Raw genomic sequence first — 15,875 nt, 5'->3', positions numbered from 1 at the left:
TCAGTCCGGCAGCAGATGCCCCCGGCGGGAGATGAGGAACTGCTTGAAGGCGGCGACCGGCGGGGTGTCCGGGTGGCCGTCCAGCCAGGCGACGCCGATCTCGCGGACCGCGCGCGGGGCGGTGACCGTCAGCTCGACGACTCCGGGGCGGGCGACGGCGGGCGGGGGCAGCAGGGCGACGCCGAGTCCGGCGGCGACCAGGCCGCGCAGGGTCTCCGCCTCCTCGCCCTCGAACGCGACCCTGGGCACGAACCCGGCTTCCGCGCAGAGGTCGTCGGTGATCCGCCGAAGGCCGTACCCCGGCTCCAACGTCACGAAGGTCTCCTCGGCGGCCTCCGCGAGCCGGACCCGGCGGCGGCCCGCCAGCCGGTGGTCGTCGGGGACCACCAGCCGCAGCCGCTGCTCGTCCAGCCGGCGGGCCACCAGATCGGGCGCGTCCGGGACGGGCGAGGTGAGGCAGAGGTCCAGCCTCCCCGCCCGCAGCCGTTCGATCATCGCCTCGCCGTAGTTCTGCACCAGCTGGAAGCGGACGCCCGGGTGGTCGACGCGGAAGGCCCGGATCAGGGCGGGTACGGTCTCCGAGCCCATGGTGTGCAGGAACCCGAAGGCGACCTTCCCGGAGGCCGGGTCGGCGTCGGCCCGGACGGAGTCGGCGGCCTTCTCCACCTCGGCCAGCGCGCGTTCGGCGGAGCCGAGGAAGGTGCGCCCGGCGGGGGTGAGGGAGACGGTACGGCCCCGGCGGGCGAACAGGTCGACACCGAGGTCCTGTTCGAGGCGGACCATGGCCCGCGACAGGGTGGACTGCGGCACCCCGAGCTCCTGTGCGGCCCGGGTGACGTGCTCGTGGCGGGCGACCGCCTCGAAGTACGCGAGCCGGGGCGCGAGGACCGCGCGAATGTCTTCTTCGTAACTGCTCGGTGACAGTCGGGGCTGTGAGCTGCGGTCATGCGCCATGGGAACGATTATCGCGGTTTCATGCATTGGACGCATCAAACGCTCCGGCCTACGGTCGCGGTATGCCTCCTGCCAGTACCGGGGCATCCACCGTCGCGGTGGATGCCTCCGCACAGCCCGTTCCGCACGCGTCCGCTCCGGCCGTCGCGTCCCCTCCCGCGGCGGCCGTCCCGCCTGCCGCTCCCGCCGACGCGCGGCTCGAACCCGGCCGGCCCGGCTACCGCCGCATGAGCTTCGGGCTCTTCGCCGCCGGGGTCGCGACGTTCGCCCTCCTCTACTCCACCCAGGCCCTGCTGCCCTCGGTCTCCGCGTCGTTCGGCGCCACGGCCGGGCAGGCGAGCTGGACGGTCTCCGCCGCCACCGGGGCACTGGCGCTCACCGTGCTGCCGCTGAGCGCGCTCTCCGAGCGCTTCGGCCGCCGGCAGATGATGACCGCCTCGCTGGCCATCGCCGTCACCATCGGCATGCTGGTGCCGTTCGCCCCCTCGCTCGGCTGGCTGATCGCCCTGCGCGCGGTGCAGGGCGCGGCACTGGCGGGGCTGCCCGCCTCCGCGATGGCCTTCCTCGCGGAGGAGGTCCGGCCCAAGGCGCTGGTCGCCGCGATCGGCCTGTTCGTGGCGGGCAACAGCATCGGCGGCATGAGCGGCCGCATCCTGACCGGCTGGATCACCCAGCTCTGGGGCTGGCGGGTCGCCCTCGGGGCGGTAGGGCTGCTGGCGGTGGGCTGCGCGGTCGCCTTCCAGCTGCTGATGCCCCGCGCGCGCCACTTCGTCCCGGGCACGCTGAACCCGAAGGCGCTGGCGCGCACGGTCGGCGGGCACCTGGCCGATCCGCTGCTGCGCCGGCTGTTCCTCATCGGCGGGCTCTTCATGACGGTGTTCGGCGCCGTCTACACGGCGATCGGCTACCGGCTGGTGGCGGCCCCGTTCGACCTGCCGCAGGGCGTGGTCGGTTCGATCTTCCTCGTCTACCTGGTCGGCACGGTCTCCTCCGCCGCGGCGGGCCGCCTGGTCGGCCGGCTCGGCCGACGGGGCGCGCTCTACCTCGCCGTCTCCACCACCGCCGCCGGGCTGCTGCTCTCGCTCGCCGACCAGCTGGCCGCTGTGCTGCTGGGCCTGGTCCTGATCACGGCGGGCTTCTTCGCCGGTCACGCGGTCGCCTCCTCCTCGGTGAGCCGTACGGCCACCACGGGGCGCGCCCAGGCGTCGGCGCTCTACCAGTCCGCGTACTACCTCGGCTCCAGCGCGGGCGGCACGCTCGGCGCGGTCGCCTTCCACGCGGGCGGCTGGACCGGCACGGTCGGGCTCGGTCTCCTCGCGGTGGCCGGTGTCGTCTCCGTGACGCTGTACGGGTCGCGGTGCGCGCGGGTCGAGCGCAAGGCGCACCAGCGGCACGCGGGGATGGCCGTCGCGCGCTGACCCTGTGGGCGAGAGCCCGCCGAACCCGCCTGTACCCGGCCGCCGTTCTCGTAACGAGACCGTCCCGCGGACAACCCCGGCTCCCCTTCGTTCGTCCAGCATGTGACCAACCTGCTGCGCGTGAAGGGGAGTTGGCGCACATGGACCACACGGGAACATCAGGAACCACACCACCCACGAGTACCGCCGCCACGCCGAAGGCCCCGCGGAGACAGACCCGGCTGAGGCGCGTGGGGGTGCTCTCGGTCGCCGGGCTGGTGGCCGCCCCCGCACTGGTGCTCACGACGGGGACGGCCGCCGAGGCCGCCTCGTGCACCACGTCGAAGGGGCCGTACCAGAAGCAGGTCGAGAAGTTCCTCGGGCGGCCGGTCGACGGCAAGCAGTCCACCACCGACTGCAAGGCGATCCAGAAGTTCCAGAAGACGCACGGGATCACGCCCACCATCGGCTACGCCGGGCCCATCACCTGGCGCACGATGAACACCATGCTGGCCCAGAAGGCGGCGGGGAAGAACCCGAACAAGGCGAAGAAGTGCCCCACCAACAAGGGGCGCATCGCCTGCGTGGACCTCACCCGGCAGCTGAGCTGGATCCAGGACGGGGCGAAGCTCGTCCGGGGACCCGTGCCGGTACGGACCGGCCGTGACGGCGCGGAGACGCGTACCGGCGCCAAGAAGATCTACTGGCGGCACCAGAACCACTGGTCGACGATCTACCACGTCTGGATGCCGTACTCGCAGTTCTTCGACGGCGGTCAGGCGTTCCACTCGGTCACCAAGTCCATGTGGAACCCGCCCGGATCGGGCGGTTGCGTCAACATGCGGCCCACCGACGCGAAGGCATACTGGAAGCTGCTGAGGAACGGCGACGACGTCTACGTGTACGGGCGCAAGCCCGGGACCTGAGCGGTTGTGCGCTTCCCGCCCGCTTGTCCGTGCGCTGCGGTAGCTTCCTGACGGCGGGGGCGGTGTCACAGCGCGACAGGGGTAGGGCGATGAGTGATCTCAACGTGGCGGAGAGCGCGACCGGGGACGCGGAGGCCGGGAGCGGGGACGCGGAGGCGGGCAGCGTCGAGAGCCGACTGGAGGGGCACCGGGTCGAGTTGACCGGGTACTGCTACCGGATGCTCGGCTCGGCCTTCGAGGCGGAGGACGCGGTCCAGGACACCATGGTGCGCGCCTGGCGCAACTTCGAGAAGTTCGAAGGGCGTTCGTCGCTGCGCTCGTGGCTGTACCGGATCGCGACCAACGTCTGTCTGGACATGCTGACGGCGGGCAACAAACGGGCCCGCCCCGTCGACCTGTCCGGGCCCACCCCGCTCGCGCAGGCCGCGCTCAACCCGCTGCCGGAGAACGTCTGGCTGGAGCCGATGCCGGACGGCCGTGTCCTCCCCTCCCCCGCCGACCCCGCGGAGGCGGCCGTGGCGCGCGAGTCGGTACGCCTGGCGTTCGTGGCGGCGCTCCAGCATCTGCCTCCCAAGCAGCGGGTGGTGCTCATCCTGCGCGAGGTCCTCGCGTGGAAGGCGTCCGAGGTCGCCGAACTCCTCGACACCTCCGTCGCCTCGGTGAACAGCGCCCTCCAGCGGGCCCGGGCCACCCTGTCCGAGGCAGGGGAGCGCGGCCCCGACACCGCCGACCCGCTCGACGAGGAGCAGCGCAGACTCCTGGAGCGGTACGTCGCCGCCTTCGAGGGGTACGACATGAAGGCGCTCACCGCGCTCCTCCACGAGGACGCCGTGATGACCATGCCGCCGTTCGACCTCTGGCTCCAGGGGCACGACGACATCACCGGCTTCATGCTCTCCATCGGCGCGAGCTGCGAGGGCTCCCGGCTGGTGGCCACCGCCGCCAACGGAACCCCGGCCTTCGCCCACTACAAGCCGAACCCGGACGGGCCCGGCTACCTGCCGTGGGCGGTGCAGATCATCGACATCCAGGACGGCGCCATCACGGCGATGCACTGCTTCCTGGACACCCAGCGCTGGTTCCCGCTGTTCGGGCTGCCGGACAGCCTGGACGCCGACGGGAAGTGACCGCCGGGGGCGTGCGGGCCCGATTCAGGCCCGCCGCTCCGGTCCGGCCTCGACCGCAGGTCCGGCTTCCGCCACAGGTCCGGCCTCGACCGCCAGTCCGGCCAGGTCGGTCAGGCCCACCAGCTCCAGCAGGGTGCGCAGTTCGGGCGGTACGCCGCGCAGCCGCAACGGGCCCCGGCCCGCCCGGCGGGCGGTGAGGGAGAGCCGGGCGAGCGCCTCCACGGTGGTGAGATCCGGGCGGACCACTCCCGCGAGGTCACACTCGGCCGGGCCGGGGCCGCGGCCGGGGTCGGCCAGCAGCCGCTCCAGCGCGGCGCGGAGTTCCGGCACGTCGGCGCGGGTGATCCGGCCGGTGAGGACGAGGACGGTCTCGGGTGCGGCTGCTTCCACACCCATGAGACCGTCCCCGGCCCCGTAACTCATCGGCGCGCGCGCCGCCGGACGGCAGACGGTTACGCGATGCGCTCGCGCACCACCGGCGGGGCGGTGAAGTCCGTGCCGGCCGGGGCGATGTCCCAGGCGCCCGGCAGCGCGTCGAGGGCGTAGGAGAACTTCTCCGGGGTGTCCGTGTGCAGGGTCAGCAGCGGCCGGCCCGCGATGACGGTGTCGCCGGGCTTGGCGTGCAGCTCGACGCCGGCCCCCGCCTGCACCGCGTCCTCCTTGCGGGCGCGGCCCGCGCCGAGGCGCCAGGCGGCGACGCCGATGTCGTACGCGTCCAGCCGGGTCAGCACACCGGAGGCCGGGGCGGTGACCACGTGGCGCTCGCGGGCGACCGGGAGGGCCGCGTCCGGGTCGCCGCCCTGGGCGGAGACCATGCGGCGCCAGACGTCCATCGCGGAGCCGTCGGAGAGCGCCTTCTCGGGGTCGGCGTCCTTGAGGCCCGCCGCGTCCAGCATCTCGCGGGCGAGCGCCAGGGTCAGTTCGACGACGTCCCGGGGGCCTCCGCCGGCCAGCACCTCGACCGACTCGCGCACCTCCAGGGCGTTGCCCGCCGTGAGGCCGAGGGGGGTGGACATGTCGGTGAGCAGGGCGACCGTGCGCACCCCGCTGTCGGTGCCGAGGGCGACCATGGTGGAGGCGAGTTCGCGGGCGTCCTCGATGGTCTTCATGAAGGCGCCGCTGCCGACCTTCACGTCGAGGACGAGTGCCCCGGTGCCCTCGGCGATCTTCTTCGACATGATCGAGCTGGCGATCAGCGGGATCGCCTCGACGGTGCCGGTGACGTCGCGGAGCGCGTAGAGCTTCTTGTCGGCCGGCGCGAGGCCGTCGCCGGCCGCGCAGATGACGGCGCCGGTGGTGTCGAGGACGCTCAGCATCTCCTCGTTGGAGAGGTGGGCGCGCCAGCCGGGGATGGACTCCAGCTTGTCGAGGGTGCCGCCGGTGTGACCGAGGCCCCGGCCGCTGAGCTGCGGGACGGCCGCGCCGCAGGCGGCGACCAGCGGGGCGAGCGGCAGGGTGATCTTGTCGCCGACGCCACCGGTGGAGTGCTTGTCGGTGGTGGGGCGGGAGAGCGCCGCGAAGTCCATCCGCTCGCCGGAGGCGATCATCGCGGCGGTCCAGCGCGCGATCTCGGTACGGTTCATGCCGTTCAGCAGGATCGCCATGGCCAGGGCGGACATCTGCTCGTCCGCGACCACGCCGCGCGTGTACGCGTCGATGACCCAGTCGATCTGTTCGGGGGTCAGTTCGCCGCGGTCCCGCTTGGTGCGGATGACGGAGATGGCGTCCATGGGATTCCTTCCGGCAGGGAGCTCGATGATGAGGGCGCGGGTAGCGCCGGGCAAGAGGGCGGACCGGCCCGAACTCTACGCGCATAGAGGAAGAACGCGGAGGTGGCCCTCCCGACGCGCGGGAGGGCCACCGGAGTCGAGGAATACCGGCTCAGGCCAGGTTCTGCGGACCGAAGGCCTGGGGCAGCATCTCGTCGAGGGTACGCAGTCCGTCCGGGGTCTCCAGGACGAGGTCCGGGCCCCCGAACTCGTACAGCAGCTGGCGGCAGCGGCCGCACGGCACCAGGATCTCGCCCGACCCGTCCACGCAGGTGAAGTGGGTGAGCCGGCCGCCGCCGGTGGCCACGAGTTCGGAGACCAGCCCGCACTCGGCGCACAGGCCGATGCCGTACGAGGCGTTCTCCACGTTGCAGCCGGCGACGGTACGGCCGTCGTCGACCAGGGCGGCGGCGCCGACCGGGTAGCCGGAGTACGGGGCGTACGCCCGGGACATCGCCTCCCGGGCCACCTTCCGCAGCCCTTCCCAGTCGGCCGCGGCCGCCGGGGTCGTCACTTGCCCTGGCCCTTGAAGTACGGCATGCCGTCCGCCTTCGGCATCCGCAGCCGCTGAGCGGAGAGCGCGAGGACCAGCAGCGTCGCCACGTACGGGGCGGCGTCCACGAACTGGCTGGGCACCTCGTCGGTGAGCGCGTACCAGACGAAGAGCAGCGCGGAGAAGACCGCCGAGACGGCCGCACCGATGTACTTGCGGCGCACGAGCTGCCAGATCACCGCGGCGACCAGCAGGATCGCCAGGAAGAGCAGCACCGCGTGGACGTTCTCCGCGCCGCCGCGCAGCTTCAGGCTGTCGGTGAAGCCGAAGAGGCCGGCGCCGAGCGCCATGCCGCCGGGCATCCAGTTGCCGAAGATCATCGCGGCGAGACCGATGTAACCGCGCCCGCCGGTCTGGCCCTCCTGGTAGATGCCGGTGGAGACGATCGCGAGGAACGCGCCCGCCAGACCGGCCAGACCGCCGGAGACGGCGACGGCGACGTACTTGTACGTGTAGACGTTGACGCCGAGCGATTCGGCGGCCACCGGGTTCTCGCCGCAGGAGCGCAGGCGCAGGCCGAACGCGGTGCGCCAGAGCACCCACCAGGTGCCGGGGATCAGCAGGATCGCGACCACGGTCAGCAGCGAGAGGTGGGTGACCACACCGCCGATGATCCCGGCGAGGTCCGAGACGAAGAACCAGTGGTGGGCCTGGAGGTCGGCCATCCAGTCCGAGAGCCCGGGGATCGTGATGTCGGTGATCTCGCCGATGCGGGGCGACTGCTTGGAGGAACCGCCCTCCGCCTCGGCGAAGGTGTAGTTCGACAGGTAGCGGGTGACGCCCACCGCGAGGATGTTGATCGCCACACCGGAGACGATGTGGTTGACCTTGAAGGTCACGGTCATCACGGCGTGCAGCAGGCCACCGAGGGCGCCGCCCACGATGCCCATCAGGACACCGGTCCACGGGCCCCACTGGTAACCGGCCCAGGCACCGAACCAGGTGCCGAGGATCATCATGCCTTCGAGACCGATGTTGACCACGCCGGCGCGTTCGGCCCACAGGCCGCCGAGGCCGGCGAGGCCGATCGGGACGGCGAGCTGGAGCGCGCCGGACACCTGACCGACGGAGGTCAGGTCGTTCGCGCCACTGATGACGCGGGTCAGCGAGAACAGCGCCAGACCGGCCGCGGCGATCAGCAGGACGACCGGCAGGCTCAGCCTGCTCCGGCCGCCGCCCTTCCCGGGCGCGGTGGTGGCGGTGGACGTCGTCGGGACGGTGCTCATGCCGCTGCTCCCTCACGGTTCTCGCGGGCCTGGGCGGCGAGTTCCTCGCCGACCTTCTGCTGCTGTCGGCGGAGCCCGTACTGGCGGACAAGTTCGTAGGAGACGACGACGGAGATCACGATCAGCCCCTGCATGATCATGGCGATCTCCTGCGGGTACCCGTACTGGTCCAGCGACGCGGAGGTCTTCTCCAGGAAGGACATCAGCAGGGCCGCGAAGAACATGCCGACCGGGTTGTTCCGGCCGAGCAGGGCGACGGTGATTCCCATGAAGCCGACGCCGGCGGGGAAGCTGAGGTTGTACGTGTGGCTCTGGCCGAGCAGGATCGGCATGCCGACCAGACCGGCGACGGCGCCGGAGATCAGCATCGCCGTCAGCACCATGCGCTTGGCGTCGACGCCGCTGGCCCGGGCGGCGGACTCGCTGGCGCCGGTGGCGCGCAGGTCGAAGCCGAAGCGGGTGCGGCCCAGGGTGAACCAGTAGACGATGCCGAGGGCGAAGGCGACGAAGGTGAAGCCGTAGATCGTGCCGCCGTCACCGGCGTCCAGGCCGGGGAACCAGCCGGAGGAGGCGATCTCGCCGGTGTTGAGGTCGTTGGAACCCGCCGGCTGGACACCGAAGTTGTCCGTCAGGATCAGCCAGGCGATCAGGCTGGTCGCGATGGCGTTCAGCATGATCGTGGAGACGACCTCGCTGACACCCCGGAGGGTCTTCAGCAGACCGGCGATGCCGGACCAGAACGCGCCGACCGCCATCGCGGTGACCAGGATCAGCAGGACGTGCAGCGGGCCCGGCAGCGTCACGGAGGCGCCGACCACGGCCGCGATCATCGCGGCGAGCCGGTACTGACCGTCGACGCCGATGTTGAACAGGTTCATCCGGAACCCGACCGCGACGGCGAGCGCGGCAAGGTAGTACGTGCCGGTCTGGTTGACGATCAGCACCTGTACGTCGACGTACTGGGCGTTGTCGAACATCAGCCGGAACGGCTCGAAGGGGCTGTTGCCGGAGAGCAGCAGCACCACCGCGGTGAGCAGGAACGCCACCACCAGGGCGAGTGCCGGGCCGGCGGCGCCCAGGAGCAGCCGGTCCCTGTCGAACTTCTTCATCGGCTCTCACCGTTCTCGTCGTGCGCGCTGGTGTCGTCGTGCGCGATGTGACCGGAGGCCGCGCCGGTCATGGCGGTGCCCAGCTCCTCCGGCGTGATGCTCGCGGGGTCGGCGTCCGCGACCAGCCGGCCCCGGTACATGACGCGCAGCGTGTCGGACAGGCCGATCAGCTCGTCCAGGTCGGCCGAGATGAGCAGCACGGCGAGGCCCTCGCGGCGCGCTTCGCGGATCTGGTCCCAGATCTGCGCCTGCGCGCCGACGTCCACGCCCCGGGTGGGGTGGGCGGCGATGAGCAGCTTCGGCTTGTGGCTCATCTCGCGGCCGACGATCAGCTTCTGCTGGTTGCCGCCGGAGAGGGAGGCCGCGGTGACGTCGATCCCGGGGGTGCGGACGTCGTACTCGCGCACGATCCGCTCGGTGTCGGCGCGGGCCGCCTTCAGGTCGAGGAACACGCCCCGGCTGTTGGGCTTCTCGGTGACGTGGCCGAGGATGCGGTTCTCCCAGAGCGGGGACTCCAGCAGCAGCCCGTGGCGGTGACGGTCCTCGGGGATGACACCGAGGCCGCCCTCGCGGCGCTTGCGGGTGGAGACGTGCGAGATGTCCGCGCCGTCCAGGGAGATGGTGCCGCCGTCCGGGTCGCGCAGGCCGGTGAGCGCCTCGATCAGCTCGCTCTGGCCGTTGCCCTCGACACCGGCGATGCCGAGGACCTCGCCCTTGTGGATGGTGAAGCCGATGCCGTCGAGGACCTCGCGGACGACGCCGTCGGAGTCGGTCGCGGTGAGGCGCAGCGCGTCCACGGTGAGCATGGGCACGTCGGTGACGGTCGACTCGCGGGTCTCCGGCGAGGGCAGCTCGCTGCCGACCATCAGCTCGGCGAGCTGCTTGGTCGTCGCGGTGCGCGGGTCGGCGGTGCCGACGGTGGTGCCCCGGCGGATGACGGTGATCTCGTCGGCCACGGAGAGCACTTCGCCGAGCTTGTGCGAGATGAAGATGACGGTCAGGCCCTCGGCCTTGAGCTCGCGGAGGTTGTCGAAGAGCGCGTCGACCTCCTGCGGGACGAGCACCGCGGTGGGCTCGTCGAGGATGAGGGTGCGGGCGCCGCGGTAGAGGACCTTGAGGATCTCCACACGCTGGCGGTCGGCGACGCCGAGGTCCTCGACGAGGACGTCGGGGCGGACGCCGAGACCGTAGGCGTCGGAGATCTCCAGGATCTTCTTCCGGGCCGCGCCGCCGATGCCGTGCAGCTTCTCCGCGCCGAGGACGACGTTCTCCAGGACGGAGAGGTTGTCGGCGAGCATGAAGTGCTGGTGGACCATGCCGACTCCGCGCGCGATGGCGTCGGCGGGGCTGGCGAAGGTGACGGTCTCGCCGTCGATCGTGATGGTGCCCTCGTCCGGCTTCTGCATGCCGTAGAGGATCTTCATCAGGGTCGACTTGCCGGCGCCGTTCTCGCCGATGAGCGCGTGCACGGTGCCCTTGGCGACGGTGATGTCGATGTCGTGGTTGGCGACGACGCCGGGGAAGCGCTTGGTGATGCCGCGGATTTCTACGGCAGGAGGGCTGGACGCGTTGATGACGCACTCTCCTTGGCGGGGAAGGAGCGGAGCACGGCTGCCGGGGATGGGGCCGTACGAGCAGGGGCCGGGGCGAAGCTACCGCGCCCGAGGGGCCTCTACACGCGTAGCGTTGCCGAATAGAAAGAACCAGACGGCGGAACACCGTCCGGGACCGGGGAGTTCGGCGTAGGCCGTTCTCCCTGGTCCCGGAATCATAGGGTTCCGCGTCCGGGTACCCGCGACCGCACCCGTGAGGGGCGGCGGAGGCCGCCGCCCCTCACGGGGGTGGGGTGTTACGGGGCGGTCTTGACCGTGATCGTGCCGGCGATGATGGCGGCCTTGGCCTTGTCGATCGCGGCGGTGACGTCCGTCATCGCGGTGAAGGCCGGGTTGGAGGTCGCGAGGCCGACACCGTCGGTGTCCAGGCCGGCGCGGATCTCACCGGTCTCGGGCTTGCCGTCCTTGACCGACTTGATCAGGTTGAAGACCGAGTCGGCGACGTCCTTGGTGACCGAGGTCAGGATGTAGTCCTTGTAGTCGGCGAGGCCGGCCTGGTTGTACTGGTCGGAGTCGACGCCGATGGACCACTTCTTGGCCTTCGAGGTGACCTCGATCGCGCCGGAACCGGCGAGACCGGCGGCGGAGTAGATCACGTCGGCGCCGGCGTCGAGCTGGCCCTGCGCGGCGGCCTTGCCGAGGTCGGGCTTGGAGAAGCCCGTGAAGTCCGGCGGCTGGGTCAGGTACTGGACCTTGACGTTGACGCCCGCCTTGGTGTCCTTGACGCCCTGGACGAAGCCGGCCTCGAACTTCTTGATCAGCGGGGTCTCGACACCACCGATGAAGCCGACCGTGTCGGTCTTGGTGACCTTGGCGGCGGCGACGCCGGCGAGGTACGAGCCCTGCTCCTCGCTGAAGACCAGGTTCGCGGTGTTCTTGGTGGGCTTCGAGCTGTCGTCGATGATCCCGAACGTGGTGTTCGGGAACTTCGCGGCGACCTCGGCGATGGCGTTGGCGTAGACGAAGCCGACACCGATGACCGGGTTGTTGCCGCCGCGCGCGAGCTCGGTCAGGCGCTGGATCTTGTCCGCGTCGCTCTCGCCCTCGGAGGGCTCCGCCTCGACGCCCTTGTAGCCGAGCTCCTTCGTGGCCTTCTCCAGGCCCGCGTAGGCGGCGTCGTTGAACGACTGGTCGCCGCGGCCACCGATGTCGTAGGCGAGGGCGGTCTTGCCGCCGGAGGACGAGCTGCTGCTGCTGTCGCTGCTGCTGCCCTCGGAGGACGTCTTACCGCCACAAGCCGTGACGGACAGCGCGAAAGCCGCGGACGCAATGCCCACGGTGGCGATCCTGGTGATCCGGCGCACTGGGAGGCTCCTTAAAAACCTGACCGAAAGCGCCACTCCGGCGCTGGGTTCGCCGCGATCGTAACGCGCGTAGATGTCAGTTAAAGACACGTTCACCAGTCGTTATCGGATCGTCGTGAAGAGTTTTGGTCACATCGCACCACCTGACACTCCGCCACATTTCGGGCGGAGGTACTGCGTCCGGTCCGTGTGCGGCCTGTGCCCGGCCTCCCTGGCGCCTCCGCCCGGCATCCGATGTCCTCCATGGCGGACATCAGGGGGTAACACCCCCGAAAAGGGGACGTGGCACGAGCCTCACGTCCCCCCGGGGCGGCGCCCGCGATCACTACCTCGCGCCGTTGAGCAGGGCGGCGGCGGTGAACAGCTCGACCCCGACGGTGATGGCCTCCTCGTCCACGTCGAAGTCGCCCCGGTGCAGGTCGAGACCGCGGGTGTCACCGTGCGCCCGGACCCCGAGGCGGGCCATGGCGCCCGGCACGTGCTCCAGGTACCAGGAGAAGTCCTCGCCGCCGAGGCTCTGCTCGGTGTCCTCGATCGCATACGGTCCGCGGCGCTCGGTCATGGCGGCGTCGAGCAGGCCGATGGAGGCCGCGTCGTTGACGACGGGCGGCACGCCCCGGACGTAGTTGATGACGGTCTTGGCGCCGTGCGTGGTCGCGACCTCGTCGACGGCCGCGTGCACCAGGTCGGGGGCGTCCCGCCATGCCTTCAGGTCGAGGCAGCGGACCGTGCCGGACATCTCCGCGTGCTGCGGGATCACGTTGCAGGCGTGGCCGGTGTGCAGCCGGCCCCAGGTGACGGCGAGGCCGGAGCGCGCGTCCACCCGGCGGGCGAGCAGCGCGGGCACGTCGACGGCGACCCGGGCGGCGGCGGTGACCAGGTCCGTGGTGAGGTGCGGGCGCGCGGTGTGGCCGCCCGCCCCGTCCAGGGTGACCTCCAGCCGGTCGCAGGCGGAGGTGATGGCCCCGACCCGCAGCCCGATCTTGCCGACGTCCACCTTGGGGTCGCAGTGCACGCCGATGATCCGGCCGACGTTCTCCAGGACCCCGGACTCGATGGCGTCGGGGGCGCCGCCGGGCAGTACCTCCTCGGCGGGCTGGAAGATCAGCCGGACGGCGTGCGGAAGCTCGCCCCGGCGGTCGAGCTCGGCGAGGACCAGCCCCGCGCCGAGGACCGTGGTGGTGTGCACATCGTGGCCACAGGCGTGCGCGCGGTCGGGGACGGTCGAGCGGTAGGGAACGCCCGTCTTGACGTCCGGGATGGGCAGCGCGTCGATGTCCGCGCGCAGCGCCAGCATCGGCGTCTCCCCGTCCCACCGCCCCACGTCGCACATCAGGCCGGTGCCGGTGGAGAGGACCCGGGGGGCGAGTCCGGCCTGCTCCAGCCGGGCCTTGATGGCGGCGGTGGTGCGGAACTCCTGGTTGCCGAGCTCGGGGTGCATGTGGAGATCGCGGCGGAAGGCGATCAGCTCGGCCCGGAGCTCTTCGGAGAGGGTGCCGGGCAGGGAGACCGCCCGGGCCGGTGAGCGACCGGCCGGTTCACCGTCGGCGTGGACGAGGGACGCGCGGGACTTCAACTGGTTCACCCATCGAAGGGTATGCCTACGGACCCCCCGACCGGACATGGATCAACAAAACTTCAGCACCTCGGATGAACATGAAACGGCGCCGAAACGTGTGGGGCGTACGCACGGTGGGTAGACTGCGCCGTTTTTCCCGACTGCGCCGTACGGGTGGGGTGTTCGGGCCGTACGCACGGAGGCCCGGGTCGCGCGGACTTCGCCGCGGGACCCGGGCCTCCCGGCTCGGTGCGTCCGGCTCGGTGCGTCCGGCTCGGTGCGTCCGGCTCGGTGCGTCCGGCTCCGTGCGTCCGGCTCGATCCGTCCGGCTCCGTGCTCCCGGTCAGGACCCCGCGGGCGGGGCCAGCGGGGCGAAGGCCAGCCGGTGCACGTCCCGGGCGGTCTCGGTGACCCCGGAGAGGAACCCCTGCGCACGCGAGGACGCCGTGTCCCGCAGCCACTCGGGGTCGATGTCGCAGACCGCGACCTTGACCCCGGTGCCCGCCAGCGCGAGGGGCAGCGTGTGCACCACGGTGGAGGGGAAGCTCAGCACGGTACGGCCGATGGGGCCACGCCGGGCGATGAGCTCCAGCGGCAGGTCCGGCCGGACGATCTCCAGACCGGTGGCGGCCTCCAGGGCGTGGAGCTTGTCCGTCGCCTCGCGGCGGTGCGCGAAGTAACGGGTGGCGCCGTGCGTACGGGCGAGGGCCGCCACCGCTTCCAGATACGGCGCCGGCTCGACCACGCCCGTCTCCACCAGGGAGGTGCCGACGATGTCGGCGCCCTTGGTGAGACGGGGCGGGCCGAAGCGCGCACGGGTCCAGGAGAAGGTGTTGGCGGTGACCTCGACCCCCTCGGGGGCCTCCACCGGCATCGCGGTGAACACTTCGACGCGGCGCCCGGCCGACGGGACGAACCGGCGGCGGGCGGCGGCGGTGACCGGTGCGAGCAGCAGCTCGCGCGGCCCCTTGTTCCCCTTGCGGTGCCAGCGCACCAGACGCTCGCCGCGGGCGAGCTGTGCCACGAACTCCATCGTGGCGGTGCCGTCGTCGACCACCGTGAGGCCGCCGGTGCGCACGATACTCAGCAGGAGCTGGACGTAGCGCGAGAACGGGTCACCGATCACGACGTGGTCGGCCCTGCGCACCAGCGCCACCAGGGCGCGCAGCGTCTTGAGCGGGGTGCCCTGTTCGCCGCGCGCCTCCTGCCAGCGCACGGTGATGCCCTCGTCGCGGGCCAGGTCGGCCATCCTTCGCAGCTGGCCGCGCGACATCGGGTCGACCGGGGGGAGGACGACGACCGTGGTGACGGCCGGCGTCTCCTCCCCCTTGGCGTGGGTCCACTCCAGGACGTTCAGGAGCTGGACCGGGCTCTCGACGAAGGCGAGGTTCACCGGATGTCGTCTCAGACCGCGGCCGGCTCGGCGGCCGTCGCGCTCTCGGTCTCGGCGACGACGCCCGCGACGCGGCGGAGCTTCTTCATCGGGCCGAGCTCCGACTCGTAGACCTTCTTGACGCCGTCACCGAGGGAGGCCTCGATGGTGCGGATGTCGCGGACGAGGCGGGCGAGGCCCTGCGGCTCGACGGAAGCGGCCTGGTCGGAGCCCCACATGGCGCGGTCCAGGGTGATGTGGCGCTCGACGAACGTGGCGCCGAGCGCGACCGCGGCCAGCGTGGTCTGGAGGCCGGTCTCGTGGCCGCTGTAACCGATCGGGACGTTCGGGTACTCGGCCTGCAGGGTGTTGATGACGCGGAGGTTGAGCTCCTCGGCGACCGACGGGTACGTCGACGTGGCGTGGCACATCAGGATGTTGTCGCTGCCGAGGACCTCGACCGCGTGGCGGATCTGCTTCGGGGTCGACATTCCGGTGGAGAGGATGACCGTGCGGCCGGTGGCGCGCAGGGCGCGGAGCAGCTCGTCGTCGGTGAGCGAGGCGGAGGCGACCTTGTGGGCCGGGACGTCGAACTTCTCCAGGAAGGCGACGGCCTCGGTGTCCCACGGGGAGGCGAACCAGTCGATGCCGCGCTTGGCGCAGTGCTCGGCGATGGTGCGGTACTCGTCCTCGCCGAACTCGACGCGGTGGCGGTAGTCGATGTACGTCATCCGGCCCCAGGGGGTGTCACGCTCGATGTCCCACTGGTCGCGCGGGGTGCAGATCTCCGGGGTGCGCTTCTGGAACTTGACGGCGTCGCAGCCGGCGTCGGCGGCGACGTCGATCAGGGCGAGGGCGTTGTCCAGCTCGCCGTTGTGGTTGATACCGATCTCGCCGGTGATGTACACGGGCTGGCCGGGGCCTGCGGTGCGGGTACCGAACTGGCGCAGACGGGAGTCGCTCATGA

Annotated in this window: 14 protein-coding genes; 3 read left to right on the top strand and 11 right to left on the bottom strand. The window is 71.5% G+C overall.

The window, feature by feature from the left end; translation table 11 throughout:
- A complete protein-coding gene (locus OHA55_RS20410) occupies window positions 1–954 on the bottom strand; it encodes a LysR family transcriptional regulator (RefSeq protein WP_266708382.1) in 954 nt (317 codons plus the stop codon).
- Window positions 955–1,016: 62 nt separating this feature from the next.
- Here OHA55_RS20410 and OHA55_RS20405 point away from each other — a divergent pair, with 62 nt between their 5' ends.
- The 3 genes from OHA55_RS20405 to OHA55_RS20395 all read left to right on the top strand — a co-directional run bounded on the left by OHA55_RS20405 (window position 1,017) and on the right by OHA55_RS20395 (window position 4,404).
- Window positions 1,017–2,372: an MFS transporter gene (locus OHA55_RS20405; RefSeq protein WP_266708380.1), complete on the top strand. Its 1,356-nt coding sequence runs from the start codon at window positions 1,017–1,019 to the stop codon at window positions 2,370–2,372.
- A gap of 236 nt (window positions 2,373–2,608) precedes the next feature.
- On the top strand, window positions 2,609–3,277 hold the full coding sequence (locus OHA55_RS20400) for a L,D-transpeptidase (RefSeq protein WP_266708378.1): 669 nt from the start codon (window positions 2,609–2,611) through the stop codon (window positions 3,275–3,277).
- Window positions 3,278–3,366: 89 nt separating this feature from the next.
- The gene (locus OHA55_RS20395) at window positions 3,367–4,404 is read left to right on the top strand and encodes a sigma-70 family RNA polymerase sigma factor (RefSeq protein WP_266708376.1); all 1,038 of its coding nucleotides are present in this window, start codon (window positions 3,367–3,369) and stop codon (window positions 4,402–4,404) included.
- Window positions 4,405–4,428: 24 nt separating this feature from the next.
- On the opposite strand, the gene OHA55_RS20390 is transcribed toward OHA55_RS20395, so the two are convergent.
- The 10 genes from OHA55_RS20390 to OHA55_RS20345 form a co-directional block, all read right to left on the bottom strand.
- On the bottom strand, window positions 4,429–4,800 hold the full coding sequence (locus OHA55_RS20390) for a lipid asymmetry maintenance protein MlaB (protein ID WP_266708374.1): 372 nt from the start codon (window positions 4,798–4,800) through the stop codon (window positions 4,429–4,431).
- Between the two features lie 56 nt (window positions 4,801–4,856).
- Window positions 4,857–6,134 (bottom strand): thymidine phosphorylase, encoded by a 1,278-nt coding sequence (locus OHA55_RS20385; protein WP_266708372.1) that lies wholly within the window; start codon window positions 6,132–6,134, stop codon window positions 4,857–4,859.
- Window positions 6,135–6,285: 151 nt separating this feature from the next.
- Entirely contained in the window at window positions 6,286–6,687 is a 402-nt protein-coding gene (locus tag OHA55_RS20380) for a cytidine deaminase (RefSeq protein ID WP_266708370.1), read from the bottom strand.
- Window positions 6,684–7,952 carry an ABC transporter permease gene (locus OHA55_RS20375; protein ID WP_266708368.1) on the bottom strand — a complete coding sequence of 423 codons (1,269 nt, stop codon included), beginning with the start codon at window positions 7,950–7,952 and terminating at the stop codon, window positions 6,684–6,686. The genes OHA55_RS20380 and OHA55_RS20375 overlap by 4 nt, the downstream gene beginning before the upstream one ends.
- Window positions 7,949–9,061 (bottom strand): ABC transporter permease, encoded by a 1,113-nt coding sequence (locus tag OHA55_RS20370; RefSeq protein WP_266708366.1) that lies wholly within the window; start codon window positions 9,059–9,061, stop codon window positions 7,949–7,951. Before OHA55_RS20370 ends, OHA55_RS20375 begins: the two co-directional genes overlap by 4 nt.
- On the bottom strand, window positions 9,058–10,635 hold the full coding sequence (locus tag OHA55_RS20365) for an ABC transporter ATP-binding protein (protein ID WP_266710838.1): 1,578 nt from the start codon (window positions 10,633–10,635) through the stop codon (window positions 9,058–9,060). Before OHA55_RS20365 ends, OHA55_RS20370 begins: the two co-directional genes overlap by 4 nt.
- A 275-nt stretch (window positions 10,636–10,910) precedes the next feature.
- A complete protein-coding gene (locus OHA55_RS20360) occupies window positions 10,911–11,978 on the bottom strand; it encodes a BMP family protein (protein WP_266708364.1) in 1,068 nt (355 codons plus the stop codon).
- A 325-nt stretch (window positions 11,979–12,303) separates the two neighbouring features.
- Window positions 12,304–13,563, bottom strand: coding sequence for an amidohydrolase (locus tag OHA55_RS20355; RefSeq protein ID WP_266708362.1), 1,260 nt, complete (start codon window positions 13,561–13,563; stop codon window positions 12,304–12,306).
- 316 nt (window positions 13,564–13,879) lie between these two features.
- Window positions 13,880–14,929 carry a hypothetical protein gene (locus tag OHA55_RS20350; RefSeq protein ID WP_266708360.1) on the bottom strand — a complete coding sequence of 350 codons (1,050 nt, stop codon included), beginning with the start codon at window positions 14,927–14,929 and terminating at the stop codon, window positions 13,880–13,882.
- A gap of 11 nt (window positions 14,930–14,940) precedes the next feature.
- Window positions 14,941–15,873 carry an N-acetylneuraminate synthase family protein gene (locus OHA55_RS20345; protein WP_266708358.1) on the bottom strand — a complete coding sequence of 311 codons (933 nt, stop codon included), beginning with the start codon at window positions 15,871–15,873 and terminating at the stop codon, window positions 14,941–14,943.
- Between the last annotated feature and the right edge of the window lie 2 nt (window positions 15,874–15,875).

Origin of the sequence: Streptomyces sp. NBC_00102 (genome assembly GCF_026343115.1) — a bacterium.
GTDB lineage: Bacteria > Actinomycetota > Actinomycetes > Streptomycetales > Streptomycetaceae > Streptomyces.
This window is presented reverse-complemented; position numbering and strand designations above follow the sequence as displayed.

Bases quoted from the DNA above. Each gene is read 5' to 3' on its own strand.
- OHA55_RS20410 (WP_266708382.1), bottom strand. From the start codon at position 954: ATGGCGCATGACCGCAGCTCACAGCCCCGACTGTCACCGAGCAGTTAC.
- OHA55_RS20405 (WP_266708380.1), top strand. From the start codon at position 1,017: ATGCCTCCTGCCAGTACCGGGGCATCCACCGTCGCGGTGGATGCCTCC.
- OHA55_RS20395 (WP_266708376.1), top strand. From the start codon at position 3,367: ATGAGTGATCTCAACGTGGCGGAGAGCGCGACCGGGGACGCGGAGGCC.
- OHA55_RS20390 (WP_266708374.1), bottom strand. From the start codon at position 4,800: ATGGGTGTGGAAGCAGCCGCACCCGAGACCGTCCTCGTCCTCACCGGC.
- OHA55_RS20385 (WP_266708372.1), bottom strand. From the start codon at position 6,134: ATGGACGCCATCTCCGTCATCCGCACCAAGCGGGACCGCGGCGAACTG.
- OHA55_RS20375 (WP_266708368.1), bottom strand. From the start codon at position 7,952: ATGAGCACCGTCCCGACGACGTCCACCGCCACCACCGCGCCCGGGAAG.
- OHA55_RS20370 (WP_266708366.1), bottom strand. From the start codon at position 9,061: ATGAAGAAGTTCGACAGGGACCGGCTGCTCCTGGGCGCCGCCGGCCCG.
- OHA55_RS20345 (WP_266708358.1), bottom strand. From the start codon at position 15,873: ATGAGCGACTCCCGTCTGCGCCAGTTCGGTACCCGCACCGCAGGCCCC.